Source organism: Nonomuraea sp. NPDC049646, from assembly GCF_044465525.1.
Classification (GTDB): domain Bacteria; phylum Actinomycetota; class Actinomycetes; order Streptosporangiales; family Streptosporangiaceae; genus Nonomuraea.
In genome coordinates, this window is the sequence record NZ_JBITLU010000005.1 from 468,741 (window position 1) to 482,063 (window position 13,323).

Genomic DNA, 13,323 nt, shown 5'->3' on the forward strand with positions numbered 1-13,323 from the left:
CCCTCTGCACTCTTCTCGTGCTGACGCTGAGCGTCGGCTGCGCCCAGCAGAACCCCTCTCCGCCGGAGCCAACTGCCTCGCCACAGCCGGTGAGCGACTCCGGCCCCTACTGGTGCGACGTCGTCCCACAGGAAGCAATACGGACGATCAGCGGCTTGGCCATACCGTTGGAAGAGAACAAGGACGGCGTTCCCGCCACGCATGGCGCCTGCTCGCTGAGGAACGAGTACAACCGCTTCTCACTCAACTGGTCCATTCGTGATGGAGAAGGAGCGCTTGAGCTCGCCCGCGAGAACTTCGGGAAGAAACGGCTGTCCGAACTGCCGGCGGATCTCGGAAAAGGGCTGATCGCCTTCACGGGGAACAGCCCTAGGACGAAGCCGTACGTGGCGTTCATGCTGTTCCGGTGCGGCAACGACCGGCCCTGGATGGGAATGGATGTTTCGCAGGTGGCGCAAGGCCGGGATCTGGTCAAGGACTTCACCGACCTGCTCCGGATCGCCCGCGAACGCTACGGACGACTGCATGACTGCGTCCCGGCAGCGGCATAGCCTGCGCGGCGGCTGCTTCATGAACCGGACAATCAGTGGATGTCGCTGGTGTGGTGTTCTCAGTACAGTGGCGGGGTGGTGGGTGAGCAGCTGAGTGTGCGGGTGGACAGCTGGATCTGGGCGGTACGGCTCACCAAGACCCGTTCGATGGCGGCCGACGCCTGCCGGGGCGGTCACGTCCGGGTCAACGGGGTGCGGGTCAAGCCTGCGCAGGCCGTACGGGCCGGGGACGAGATCCGGCTGCGGCACGACGGGCGCGAGCGCATCGTGGTGGTCTCCCGTGCCATCACCAAGCGCGTCGGCGCCGCCGTGGCCGCCGAGTGCTACGTCGACAAGAGCCCGCCGCCTCCTCCTCGCGAGGAGACCGTGGTGGTGGCCGTCCGAGCTCGTGGCGCGGGGCGTCCCACCAAGCGCGAGCGCCGCAGCATCGACAAGCTGCTCGCGCGGCCGGTGGTGGAAGAGCGGCGGGGCGGCCGGGCACGCCCGGATTGACCAGGCAGGTCTCGCCGTACCGGATCCGTGCGGCATTCTGACACCGCGCAGTGGTGTGCTCGCGCGGATGCGGCGAGATCCGTCAGACAGTTGCTGGACGCTGGCCCGCGATCCAGCCGATGTCTGCAACGGTCGGCTCGCAATGGGCTGCCGGTCGGGTCGGCGAACCCGAAGCCTGGGCCGGCTTAGCACTGCGTCGTGCTCGCAGGGGACGGGCTGAAAATCGGTTGCCTGGGATGGCCGGGGTTCGAGAACGTGATCCCCATGAGGCTCTGACGACAGACACCCCGCTCGCCGAGAGGCCGCGACGCCGGTTCGCGTCGTGATGCCGCCTGTCCATACCGTTCTGCAGGGAAGAGAACGTCTTTGTCTCAGCAACGCCCGGCCACGGGGGCCACCGTCACCGTGTTCGCCTCCCCCACCAGCTGGATCGAGTCCGACGCCGTCGCGCAGTGCCGTCAGGTGGCCGCGCTCGACGGCATGACGCACGTCGCCGCCATGCCCGACCTGCACCCCGGCAAGGGCGCGCCCGTCGGGGCCGCCATGGCGTCGGCCGTCCTGTATCCGTTCCTGGTGGGCTCGGACATCGGGTGCGGCATCGCCGTGTTCCCGGTCAGGCTCAAGCGCGCCGTGCCCGAGAAGCTCGCCGCCCGCTTTCCCGACCTCGATCGTGCGCTGGATCCCGAACGTGATGCCGACGATCCCGCCTGGGCCGTCATGAAGGACGACATCCCCGCCGGTCACGTCGAGGGCCTCGGGACGGTCGGCCGCGGCAACCACTTCGTCGAGCTGGCCCGGATCGGGACCGTCTTCGAACCCGGCCACGCCGCCCGGCTCGGCCTCGACGCCGGTGACCTGGTCCTCGTCGTCCACAGCGGTTCACGGGGGCTGGGCGAACGGATCCTGCGCGAGCACACCGACGTCCACGGCGCGGGGCCCGCCCCTGATCCCGGCGCCTACCTGGCCAGGCACGACCAGGCCGTACGGTGGGGGTCGCTCAACCGGCGGCTGCTGGCCGCGCGGGTCGCCCACGCGCTGGGGTTCGAGCCCGCCGAGCCGATCCTCGACCAGTGCCACAACCTGGTCGAACTGCGCGACGGCGGCTACCTGCACCGCAAGGGAGCGGCGCCGGGCGACGGCCGGGACGTGCTCATCGCCGGCACCCGCGGCACCCCGTCCTACCTGGTGGCCGCCCACGCCGGTCCGGACGCCGGCCACTCCGTGGCGCACGGCGCGGGCCGCAAGATGTCGCGCGCGGACGCCCTGCGCCGCGGCCGGGCCAAGCACACCGTCGAGGAGCTGCGCCGCACGCCGATGGGGTCGGTGGTGGTGTGCGGCGACCGTCAGCTCCTCTTCGAGGAGGCGCCCACGGCCTACAAACGCATCGAGCAGGTGATCGACGACCTCGTCGACCACGGCCTGGCCACGCCCATCGCCACCACGATCCCCCTGGTCACCTACAAGACACCCGATCTCGGACCGGACTCCCGGAAGGACCGCCGCAAGCGGGGGCGGCCGTGAACGTCGTCCGCCTGCCGGCTGGGCCACCGCCCTGTGCCGGCGGGCTGATATGCCGGAGATCAGGTGGTGGATGGCCGGGAGGCGTCAGACGCCGGAAGTGCGTCCCACGCAGCGCAGGGTGTCGCCCTTCTTCACGAACGTGGCGTCCGCGAGGAGGTAGAGCTTCTTCTTGGCCGGGACCTTGACGTCGATGATGACGTCGTAGGAGAGGTCGGTGAGTGCTTTCTTCTCGTGAAGCGTCTCCCCGTGGACCTTTCTGTCCTTGCCGGGGCGTTCGACCATCAGGTTGAGGTGCACGGTCTTCAGGCGGATCGGCGCCTTGGAGTTCCATCGGTAGAAGATGTCGGAAACGCGGTGGTACCCGCCGGTCGTCCGGTACTTCATCTCGAAGTACGCCGTCTCGCCATCGCTCATCGTGCAGCTCGACCGGACGCTGTGCGCCGGGGCGGCCGTGGTGGCGGCCGTGGTGGCGTGCGCGGTGGACGTCAGCAGGGCGAGCGCCAGGCCGGCCCCGGCGAGCGTGGCCGCGGCGTTCCCGAGGATGTGCGTCATTTGCACGTCTCCCTTCGCATGGCTCGGATCTGTGGTCGAGATTGACGCCGGCGGTGTTGAGCATTTGTTGAGGATCTGTTCAGGCGGGCTGAAATGGAGGTGCCGGCCTGGGGAAGGACGGAGTCAGCGACCGATCAGGGTCGCGCCGGGGAGTGACTGCTTGACCGCCTCCGGCGTGCCCACGACGACCGTCAGTTTTTCCTGGGTCTTCTTTGCCGCCGCGTTCCCGTAAAGCTCCACCTTTCCGAGGTTTTTCGCCTTGACGGTGACGAACATCCGGGTGGGGGTGCACCACAGGGTCACGGTGCTCTCCGAACTGGTGCCGGCCATGCGTTCCTCGGGCCCGGCGAAGCCTTCATCCGTGGTGGCGACGTTGCCCTCGGACTTGGTCAGATCCTGGCTCATGTTGAAGTTCACGCTGGAGGAGCCCTGGTCGGCGAGGCCGCACACGCCCTTGCTGCTGATCCAGGGGACCATGTCGTACTTCCCGACCTGGATGCGCGCCAGCACCTTGTCCGCCCCGTCCGGCATGCCCGATTTGGAGGCCGCGGCCGGCAAGGATGCCAGCGGCCAGCGGCTCGGATCCTTGAGCAGCCAGTCCTTCGGCTCGTTCGTCGAACAGCCCGTCAGTAATAAAACCGCGAATATCAAGATTTTTCCCTGCATAGGGGGATCATCATAAGGTCGAGAATCCTCGACTTACCGCCGTTCCGTCGGCGCGGGGCAGCGCGGGCCTCCCTGGGGGCCGGCCTGAGCGGTGGGGCTACCGTGGGAGTAGGTGTCGAATCGGCGTTGGGGGTACGCATGAAGCGACGCTCCACGAAGACAGCGATGGCCGCAGGGGCATTCCTGGCCGCCATCGCCACCGCGTCTGGGGCCACTTCGGGGGCCACCGCGGCGGCCATGGCATCTCCGCCGGCGCCGTCCCCGAGCCCTGACGGAACGCAGCCCACGTGCCCAGGCATGGGGCAGATGCATCGCGTGACCAGCGAGTACGACTACCTGTCGCAGATGGTCCCGCACCACCAGGACGCCATCGCCGCGGCCCGTCAGTTGCAGCGGTCCAGCAGGCCGGAGATGCGGCAGCTCGGGCAGTCGATCGTCACGACGCAGACGGCCGAGGTCGCCAGGATGAAGGGCTGGCTGCGGCAGTGGTACCCGCAGAGCCCGGCGCCGAGCCCGAGCGGGACCACGATGCCCGACCTGTCGGGGCTCTCGGGGAATCAGCTCGACAAGGCGTTCCTGCAGCACATGATCCCGCACCACATGATGGCGATCATGATGTCGCAGCAGCTCCTGGTGCACGGCGAGGCGCTGCATCCCCAGGTCGCCGACTTCGCCCGCAAGGTGCGCGACGACCAGCGGGCCGAGGTCGCCACGATGCGGCGGTACCTGGTCCAGTGGTTCGGCGAGCAGAGCATGCCCTGCATCCCACACATGCCCGGCATGACACCCGAGCCACAGACGCCCGGTATGACACCGGAGCCACAGATGCCGGACATGACGCCAGGGCCGCACATGTCCGACATGACGCCGGAGCCGCACATGACCGACATGACGCCAGAGCCGCACCTGAGTGACATGACACCCACCACCGACACGTCCTGACGACATCCCGGCCGCTACGTCCGTGGGCCAAGGGACACGGCGGGTCAGAAGGTAGGAAACGCCCAGCTCGACAGGTGGAAGGGCGCCCGCTCCCTGCGGAAGGCGAGCGAGGCGGCGGTGACCACGCCGGGCCGCAGTTCCTCGCCCCGGCCCGTCGCGGCCAGGGACGACAGCGTGGTGCCGCCCCGGTAGGCCGCCCCCAGCTCGGCGCAGGTCAGCCGCAGGTCGGGGTGGGCCGGGGTGGGTTCGCAGGTGACGGAGTCGCCGTCGGCCCGCAGGCGGTGGCGTCCGGCGTTCCAGGGGCAGAACGGGTCCTGGACCTCCAGGACCACGTCCGGGGGTCAAGTACCGGTCGACGTCCACCAGGCGGACCCAGAGGTTATCGATCGTGGTGACGCCCCGGCCGGTCCTGGTCGCCGGTGTCCTGGCGCAGCGGGGGCGGCCGGCTCGCGGCGCGCCCCGCGAGGCGGGTCGCGGCCCGGCAGGCCGAACTCGCCGCGGCCGATGCGATGCTCGGCGTGGACGGGCCGTTCGACCGGGCCAGGCAGTCCATGCTGCGCGTACTGGTCGAGGACGCCGACTGGGACGACGCGGCGGCCGCCTGGCGGGACCTGGGGCAGCCCTACGAGCCGGGCGCTGAGCCTGTTCCACGACGCGCGGGCCGCTCCGGCGGCGGGCGACCGACCCGGCAGAACGGCCCAGCAGAACGGCCCGGCTCAGGGAAACCGCGCGGCCGGCCCGTGAGCCGGGCGCCGCGCGCCCGGTAGATCGCCCGGCTCGGACGGCCCCGACCGGCGCAGGACGGGTTCACCGAGCGCGAGCGAGAGCGCGATGTGCTCGTCCTGATCGCCGACGGGTTGGCAACCGGCAGATCGCCGCCCGGTTGCACATCTAGCCCAGCACGGCGGGCGTGCACGTCCCCACATCCTGGCGAAACCGGGCACAGCCCCCCGTACCGAGGCGGCGGCCATCGCGTTCCGCGAAGGACGGGCGGGATCCGCCACGACCACGCCGTGACCCGGGGTCGGTCAGGTCAGGTCAGGGTGTCCTCGACCTTGATCTGGCCGCCCTGGACGACCCACTTCTGGTTGGGGTGGTTCAGGCACGTCCAGAGCCGCACCACGGTGTTGTTGGCGCGGCTGTTGGTGGTGTCGAGGCAGACCTCGCGGCCGGTGCCGACGGTGTCCTCGACCTTGATCTGGCCGCCTCGGATCACCCACTTCTGGTTCGGGTGGTTCAGGCACGTCCACAGGCGCACGTTGGTGTTGTTGGCGCGGCTGTTGGTGGCGTCCAGGCAGACCTCCCGGCCGCTGCCGACGGTGTCCTCGACCTTGATCTGGCCGCCCTGGATCACCCACTTCTGGTTGGGATGGTCCAGGCACGTCCACAGCCGCACGTTGGTGTTGTCGGCGCGGCTGTTGGTGGCGTCCAGGCAGACCGGCGGGCCGGCCTGGGCGGCGTGGGCCGTCGAGGTGGGGGCGATGGCGGCGGCCACCAGGGCGACGGCGGATGCGGCCGTCAGGCGGGCGACGGGGCTGGCGGGCATGGGTTACCTCCACTGAAGCGGTGGGCGGGCGGGCGCCGGCCTCGACGGCGGGCGGGCCCGCGAGATGATCGGCCGGCTCGGGAGGCCGGCGACGACCACGAACAATGCATACAGAAAGTAATCTTCCGATTGCACAAAGTGACCTGACGAAAAGGTGACGCATCCCTGGCCGACGCCCCGAAGTTTCTCGTGCGGCCGGGAGAAGTCAGGAAGGTCGCTGCGGAGCGGCGGGGCTGGAGAGGGAACCCTCAGGGGAGAAGAACCGATCGTCCACGTGGTCGAGCGCCAGACAGGCCCCGCCCAGGGCGACGCACTCCTCGCCGAGCGTCGAGGGGCGGATGTCGGGCACGCGTACACAGTGGGGTTCGAGCGCCCGGCGCAGCGCGGGCAGCAGGACGTCGGCCGAGCGGGAGAACCCGCCGCCGAGCACGACCAGTTCGGGGTCGAGCGTCAGCACCATCGCGGCGGTGCCGAGCGCGAGATGGCGGGCATACGCGTCGACCGCGGCCCTGGCCTCCGGGTCGCCGGCCCGGGCCGCGCCGAAGACCTGCCGGGCGGCCTCCTCGGGCGAGGCGCCCTTGGCCGCCGGGCCGCTCTCCAGGAGCTCGGCCATGGTGCTCCAGCCCGTGATCTTCATGAGCCCGACCTCGCCGGTGGCCCCGCTGAACCCGTGGTGCAGGCGCCCGTCGATGATCAGCGCGGCGCCGGGCCGGCGGCCGACGTGCAGGTAGACGAGGTGCTGGACGCCCGCGGCCACCCCGAGCCGCTGCTCGGCGAGCGCGGCGAGCTTGCTGTCGTTCTCGATGGCGATCGGGCAGGCGAGCCGCTGCCCGAGGTGTCCGACGAGGTCGACGCCGGCCCAGTCGGGCAGGTCGTTGACCATGGTGACGAGCCCTTCGCGGTTGACGACGCCGGTGCTGCCCGCGGTGACGCCCCACATGTCGGACGCGCTCAGCCCGCCCGCGAGGAGCGCGGCGTCGACGGCCCGCCACACCGCCTCCAGCCGCTCCCGCTGGGCGGTGTGCCGGTCTACGGCGACTCGCCCGCTGGCCACGACCCGGCCGGCCAGGTCGGTGATCACCGCCAGCACCTTGTGCACGCCCACGTCGATGCCGAGCACGTGCCCCGCGTCGGTACGGAACCGGTAGCGCTTGGCGGGCCGGCCCATGGCGCCCGGCGCGGGCGGCACCTCGCCGATCCAGCCGCGCTGCTCCAGATCCGTGACGACGTCCACGACGGAGGCCCGCGACAGCCCGGTGCGGGCGGACAGCTCGGTGAGCGTCAGTGGCTCGCGCGCCTCGCGCAGGGCGCGGATGCTGCTCAGGGAGTTCAGCTGGCGTAGCCGCTGAAGGTCGCCGCCACTGACCTGCACGGTCACACTCCTCACTATCACTGGTCTCTGAACTATATCCCTTCGGCCCATCCCCTCTTCTAGCTGCATGTGCCCTGCGAGCAGAGGCTTGACGGCAAGGTCATTCTCGTGACTATCTATGGAGACCTTCATAAAGGAGTTTGCGAAATGACCGTGACCATAGCCATCGTCGGGGCCGGATCCCGCGGCCAGATCTACGCCAGGGCCGCCGCCGCGGACGGCCGGGCGCGCATCGTGGCAGTGGCCGACCCGGACCCGGCCCGCCGGGCCAAGGTGGCCGCCGACCACGACCTGCCGGACAGCGCCTGCTTCGCCGGATGGGACGAACTGGCCGCCGTGCCGAAGCTCGCGGACGCCGTGGTGATCGCGACCCAGGACCGGTTGCACGTCGAGCCGGCCGTGGCCTTCGCCGACCTCGGTTACGCCATCCTGCTGGAGAAGCCGATGGCCCCGACGGAGCCGGAGGCCCGCCGCATCGTCGAGGCGGTCGAGCGCAACGGCGTGCTGTTCGCGGTCTGTCACGTGCTCCGCTACACGGCCTACACCAGGGCGTTGAAGAAGCTCCTGGACAGCGGCCGGTTGGGCACGATCTCCAGCGTGCAGCACCTGGAGCCGGTGGGCTGGTGGCACATGGCCCACTCCTTCGTGCGGGGCGCCTGGCGGAACGCGGCCGAATCGGGGCCGATGCTGCTGACCAAGTCCTGCCATGACATCGACTGGTTGCTCCACATCCTCGGCGAGCAGCCGGTCGCGGTGTCGTCCTTCGGCTCGCTGACCCACTTCCGGCCGGAGAACCGGCCCGAGGGCGCGAGCACGCGGTGTGTGAGCTGCGCCGTCGAGCCCGACTGCGCCTACTCCGCCAAGCGTCTGTACCTGAGCTGCCTCGGCGACCCGCGCCGGGAGTTCTGGCCGCTCGGCGCCGTCACCTCCGACGCCACCGTGGCGGGCGTCACGCACGCGCTGGAGACCGGCCCGTACGGCCGCTGCGTCTACGACTGCGACAACGACGTGGTCGACCAGCAGGTCGTCACGCTGGAGTTCGCGAAGGGCGCGACCGTGTCGTTCACCATGACGGCGTTCACGCCGCTGGAGCACCGCAGGACCCGGATCTTCGGCACCCGCGGGTACGCCGAGGGCGACGGGCGCGAGATCAGGGTCGTCGACTTCGTGACCGGCGCCGAGGAGCTGATCGACACCGAGACGTCGGCGGGCGCGTCGCTGGCCGACGGCCACGGCGGCGGCGACGGGGGCCTCACCAAGGCGTTCATCGACGCCGTCGCCGCCGGGGACCAGGCGCCGCTGGGCGCCGGCCCGGCCGAGGCCCTGTCCGGGCACCTGGTCGTCTGGGCCGCCGAGCGCGCCCGCGAGACCCGTACCGTGCAGGCCCTGTGAACGCGACGATCCCGGCGCCCGCCCGCCGCACGCCCGGCGAGGGCCGGTTCACCTTCACCGCCACGACCCCGCTGTCCGCCGACCCGGCGCTGGCCGGGGCCGCGCAATGGCTTCGCGGGGCCCTCACCCCGGCCACCGGCCTGCCGCTCCCTGAGGGGCCGGGCGGGGTGGAGCTCCGGCTCGTCGCGGGCCTCGGGCCCGAGGAGTACCGGCTCACCGCCACGTCCGGGTCGGTGCTGATCGAGGCGACGGGCCCGGCCGGCGCCTTCTACGGGGCGCAGACGCTGCGCCAGCTCCTCGACCCCGCCGCCTTCCGGGCCGGACGCACCGGGGACAGGGCGTGGAGCATCCCCGCCGTCGAGATCGCCGACGCGCCGCAGTACGGCTGGCGCGGCTGCCTCATCGACGTGGCCAGGCACTTCCTGCCGAAGAACGACCTGCTGCGGTACATCGAACTGCTGGCCGCGCACAAGCTCAACGTCCTGCACCTGCACCTGACCGACGACCAGGGCTGGCGGCTGGAGATCAGGAAGTACCCCAGGCTCACGGAGGTCGGCGCGTGGCGGCGCGAGTCGCCGGTGGGCGCCGCGCGGCACCAGCGGTTCGACGGGCGCCCGCACGGCGGCTTCTACAGCCAGGACGACATCCGCGAGATCGTCTCCTACGCCGCCGACCGGTTCGTCACGATCGTGCCGGAGATCGACCTGCCCGGCCACACGCAGGCCGCCATAGCCGCCTACCCCGAGCTCGGCAACCTCGACGAGCGCCTGCCGGTCCGCACCGAGTGGGGGGTCGGCGAGAACGTGCTCAACGTCGCCGACGCCACGATCGCCTTCTTCACCGACGTCCTGGACGAGGTCCTGGAGCTCTTCCCCGGCCGGTACGTCTGCGTCGGCGGCGACGAGGTGCCGAAGACCCAGTGGAACGAGAGCGTCCCGGCCAAGGAGCGCATCCGCGAGCTCGGCCTGCACGACGCCGACGAGCTGCAGAGCTGGCTCATGCGCCACTTCACCGACTACCTGCTGGCCCGCGGGCGCAGCCCGCTCGGCTGGGACGAGCTCCTGGAAGGCGGCCTGCCGCCCGGCGTCACCGTCGCGGCCTGGCGCGGCGACAAGTGCGCGGTGCTGGCCGTGCGGGCCGGTCACGACGTGGTCGTCTCGCCGTTCAGCGAGACGTACCTGGACTTCCGCCAGGCCGACGGCGACCAGGAGCCGGTGCCGATCGGCAGCGTGACGTCCCTGCGCGCGGTCCACGCCTTCGACCCCGTCCCCGGCGGCCTCGGCGACGAGGAGCGCGGCAGGATCCTCGGCGCGCAGGCCGCTCTGTGGACCGAGCACATCGACTCCCCCCGGCTGCTCGACTACATGGCCTTCCCGCGGCTGGCCGCCTTCGCCGAGGCGATGTGGAGCGGCGCGCGCGACTTCGAGGACTTCCTGGCGCGGCTCGCCGTGCACGAAAGACGCCTCGACGCGCTGGGCGTGGAGTACCGGCCGGCGGGCGGGCCGCACCCCTGGCAGCGCCGTCCCGACGCCCCCGGTCATCCCCGGACCAGGGCGGAGATCGACGCCCAGCTCGCCCGCTGGACGTCCAGCCTGCGGCTCTGAACCCCCTCCCCGTCGTGGGACCAGGCCGAACGCGCTGCTACCTCAACCCGGAATGCCTGCAAAGAGGGACGGTGTCATTCGTGGTTGATCATTTGCTATGTCGATCGAGCTGTTCACAAGTGCGCATGGTTACCTTCAGTATTCGTGAAGATACGATCTGGCCCCGCGGGGCCGGGAAACAGCTCATCGGGCCCTAAACGTGCGGCCATTTCCACCATGCTCCTTCTGAGCGCGGTGTCGGTCGCGCTGCAACCTGCCCGTCCAGCGGCGGCGCAACCGGTTCCGCTGGTCGAGGAGGACTTCACCGGGGCCACCGCGATCCCGCAGTTCATCGGCGTGGGATCGGCCTGCCTGACCGGCGCGCCGTCGGCTCCGCCCGCCGGGCCCGGCGACCATCCGCTCGGGGGCTGCCCCGCCAACGCGGCGGGTCCCGTCCCGCCGACCGGAGGAGCGCCGTACGGCTATCTCCAGCTCACCAGCGCCGACCTGGACCAGACGGCGGCCGCCCTCTACAACGAGCCGATCCCGGCCGAAGAGGGCCTGGACGTGACGTTCGAGCAGTGGCAGTACGGCAACACCACGGCGGTGCCCGCGGACGGCATCTCCTTCTTCCTGATCAACGGGGAAGCCTCGCTGGACCGTCCGGGCGCGTTCGGCGGCAGCCTCGGCTACGCCCAGAAGCTGCCCGACGACGACCCGGCGAACCCGTTCGAGCCGGGGGTCAACCAGGGCTACATCGGCGTCGGCCTGGACGTCCTCGGCAACTACTTCGGGGACTGGGAGCAGCGCGGCCGCACCTGCGCCGAGCGCTCACCGGCCGGCACCGGGTTCCGCGTCCCGGCTCCCGGGCCGAACATGGTGACGGTGCGCGGGCCCGGCAACGGCACCGCGGGCTACTGCTTCCTGACCGCCACCACCAGCAACTTCACCACGACGGGGCCGTGGCCCTCGACGCTGCCGGGCCAGTTGCAGGGCCCCACGATGTCGGTGCCCAACGACCCGCGGGCGGCCCAGGCCGTGCTGGAGGAGTCGAAGCGCACGGTCAACGTCCGGATCACGCCGGCGCCGAACCCCGAGATCACCGTCTCGATCGACTTCAACGACGGCAACGGGATGCAGGAGGTGCTGTCGCTGCCCGCGCCGCAGCCGGTCCCGGCGACCTACAAGTTCGGGTTCGGTGCGTCCACCGGCCTGTTCAGCGATGTGCACCTGATCCGGAACGTGGTCGTCCGTCCGGTGGCCGAGCGGCCTGAGCTGTCGCTCAGGAAGCGCGTCGCCGAGGATGCCGACCTGCCCGACCCGGTGCCGGTGGGCACGGAGGTGCCCTACGAGTACGTGGTCACCAACACCGGCAACATGAACATCGCCGACCTGATGGTGGACGACGACGTCGTCGAAGAGGTCACCTGCCCGCAGACCACCTTGAACGTGGGCGAGCGGGTCATCTGCCGCGGCTCGTACACGGTCACGGAGGAGGACGCCGAGCGCGGCTCGGTCACCAACGTCGCCACCGCGATGGGCCGGGCCGACGGCAACGAGGTCACCTCGCCGCCGTCCGAGGTCACCATCGGCGTCACGGACGAGCGCGGGATGCTGGAGCTGGACAAGCGCGTCGACGACTCCCGCACGTACCGCCCCGGCGACCGGGTCACCTACCGCTACGTCGTGCGGAACACGTTCCGGGAGACCGTGACGGACCTGCGGATCGACGACAACCGGGTGTCGGACATCGTCTGCGAGACCACCACCCTGGAGCCCGGCGAGTCCACGCTCTGCACGGGCACCTACACGGTCACCGAAGAGGACGCCGCCCACGGCTCGGTCACCAACACCGCCACCGCGGTGGGCATGATCGACGACACGGAGGTGAGCTCGCCGCCGTCGGAGGCGACCATCGACGTCATGGGCGAGCGCGGGACGCTCCTGCTGGAGAAGACCGTGGACGACACCCGCACGTACCGGCCGGGCGAGCGGGTCACCTACCGCTACGAGGTCAGGAACAACTCCGACGAGACGGTGGAGAACCTCCGGATCAACGACAACCGGGTGACGAACATCGTCTGCCGGACCACCACTCTGGAGCCCGGCGAGACCACCACGTGCACGGGCGTCTTCGTCGTGCCGAGCCGTCCCGGCGGCAACAAGGACTGCCGGAAGGGCTGCCGCTTCACCATCACCAACACCGCCGTGGCGCGGGCGGACGGCCTGACCTCCGCTCCGGCGACGGCGACCATCCGGGTCGTGCAGAAGTCGCAGCACCCGCGGCCGCCGTGCCGGCCGGGCAAGAAGAACCACCACTGCCGTCCCGGCAAGAAGCCGCACCACCACCACGGCCACGGCCGTCACCACGGTCACGACCACGGTCACGACCACGGGTACGACCACAGGTACGACCACGGCTACGACCACCAGTGCCCGCCCGGCAAGATGCCGTACGACGGCAAGACCGCCGAATCGGGATGCGTCCCGGAGCACGCGGACAAGGACGAGCGGGACATGGGCCACTCCATGGACGAGTCCTACGAGCCTCGGCCTGAGGACATGACGGACGACCCGTACATGGAACGTTCCTACCGGGAGACGGGCGACATGCCGATGCCCTGGGAAACCTCCATGTAGGTAGCCCTCTTCCCATCCGCGTCAACCTGATGGTCCCTCCCCGCGGGGAGGGACCATCGTGCTGCC

General features: G+C 70.7%; 13 protein-coding genes. 8 read left to right on the forward strand and 5 right to left on the reverse strand.

Features of this window, described 5'->3' with window-relative positions:
- Window positions 1-17 precede the first annotated feature (17 nt).
- The 3 genes from ACIBQ8_RS17790 (at window position 18) to ACIBQ8_RS17800 (ending at window position 2,564) form a co-directional block, all read left to right on the forward strand.
- Window positions 18-551, forward strand: a complete 534-nt coding sequence (locus ACIBQ8_RS17790; protein WP_397192452.1) for a hypothetical protein — start codon at window positions 18-20, stop codon at window positions 549-551.
- 39 nt (window positions 552-590) lie between these two features.
- Window positions 591-1,043, forward strand: a complete 453-nt coding sequence (locus tag ACIBQ8_RS17795) for an RNA-binding S4 domain-containing protein (RefSeq protein ID WP_397192453.1) — start codon at window positions 591-593, stop codon at window positions 1,041-1,043.
- A 366-nt stretch (window positions 1,044-1,409) separates the two neighbouring features.
- Complete coding sequence (locus ACIBQ8_RS17800) at window positions 1,410-2,564, forward strand: RNA ligase RtcB family protein (RefSeq protein WP_397179545.1); 1,155 nt, start codon at window positions 1,410-1,412, stop codon at window positions 2,562-2,564.
- 84 nt (window positions 2,565-2,648) lie between these two features.
- Here the strand turns inward: ACIBQ8_RS17800 and ACIBQ8_RS17805 are convergent, their stop codons facing one another.
- Window positions 2,649-3,116, reverse strand: coding sequence for a hypothetical protein (locus ACIBQ8_RS17805; RefSeq protein ID WP_397192454.1), 468 nt, complete (start codon window positions 3,114-3,116; stop codon window positions 2,649-2,651).
- A 123-nt stretch (window positions 3,117-3,239) separates the two neighbouring features.
- Complete coding sequence (locus ACIBQ8_RS17810) at window positions 3,240-3,782, reverse strand: hypothetical protein (protein WP_397179543.1); 543 nt, start codon at window positions 3,780-3,782, stop codon at window positions 3,240-3,242.
- 297 nt (window positions 3,783-4,079) lie between these two features.
- On the opposite strand from ACIBQ8_RS17810, the gene ACIBQ8_RS17815 reads away from it, so the two are divergent.
- Window positions 4,080-4,724 (forward strand): DUF305 domain-containing protein, encoded by a 645-nt coding sequence (locus tag ACIBQ8_RS17815; RefSeq protein ID WP_397192455.1) that lies wholly within the window; start codon window positions 4,080-4,082, stop codon window positions 4,722-4,724.
- Between the two features lie 44 nt (window positions 4,725-4,768).
- Here the strand turns inward: ACIBQ8_RS17815 and ACIBQ8_RS17820 are convergent, their stop codons facing one another.
- Window positions 4,769-5,056: a sterol carrier protein domain-containing protein gene (locus ACIBQ8_RS17820; protein WP_397192456.1), complete on the reverse strand. Its 288-nt coding sequence runs from the start codon at window positions 5,054-5,056 to the stop codon at window positions 4,769-4,771.
- An 87-nt stretch (window positions 5,057-5,143) separates the two neighbouring features.
- Between ACIBQ8_RS17820 and ACIBQ8_RS17825 the strand changes: the two genes are divergently transcribed.
- The gene (locus ACIBQ8_RS17825) at window positions 5,144-5,491 is read left to right on the forward strand and encodes a hypothetical protein (protein ID WP_397179540.1); all 348 of its coding nucleotides are present in this window, start codon (window positions 5,144-5,146) and stop codon (window positions 5,489-5,491) included.
- Between the two features lie 266 nt (window positions 5,492-5,757).
- Here the strand turns inward: ACIBQ8_RS17825 and ACIBQ8_RS17830 are convergent, their stop codons facing one another.
- Both ACIBQ8_RS17830 and ACIBQ8_RS17835 read right to left on the reverse strand, forming a co-directional pair.
- Entirely contained in the window at window positions 5,758-6,270 is a 513-nt protein-coding gene (locus ACIBQ8_RS17830) for an RICIN domain-containing protein (RefSeq protein WP_397179539.1), read from the reverse strand.
- Between the two features lie 205 nt (window positions 6,271-6,475).
- A complete protein-coding gene (locus tag ACIBQ8_RS17835) occupies window positions 6,476-7,648 on the reverse strand; it encodes an ROK family protein (RefSeq protein ID WP_397192457.1) in 1,173 nt (390 codons plus the stop codon).
- Between the two features lie 141 nt (window positions 7,649-7,789).
- Here ACIBQ8_RS17835 and ACIBQ8_RS17840 point away from each other — a divergent pair, with 141 nt between their 5' ends.
- The 3 genes from ACIBQ8_RS17840 to ACIBQ8_RS17850 all read left to right on the forward strand — a co-directional run bounded on the left by ACIBQ8_RS17840 (window position 7,790) and on the right by ACIBQ8_RS17850 (window position 13,257).
- Window positions 7,790-9,034 (forward strand): Gfo/Idh/MocA family protein, encoded by a 1,245-nt coding sequence (locus ACIBQ8_RS17840; protein ID WP_397192458.1) that lies wholly within the window; start codon window positions 7,790-7,792, stop codon window positions 9,032-9,034.
- Window positions 9,031-10,638 carry a beta-N-acetylhexosaminidase gene (locus ACIBQ8_RS17845; protein ID WP_397192459.1) on the forward strand — a complete coding sequence of 536 codons (1,608 nt, stop codon included), beginning with the start codon at window positions 9,031-9,033 and terminating at the stop codon, window positions 10,636-10,638. Before ACIBQ8_RS17840 ends, ACIBQ8_RS17845 begins: the two co-directional genes overlap by 4 nt.
- Window positions 10,639-10,854: 216 nt before the next feature.
- A complete protein-coding gene (locus ACIBQ8_RS17850) occupies window positions 10,855-13,257 on the forward strand; it encodes a hypothetical protein (protein ID WP_397192460.1) in 2,403 nt (800 codons plus the stop codon).
- The last annotated feature ends 66 nt before the right edge of the window (window positions 13,258-13,323 follow it).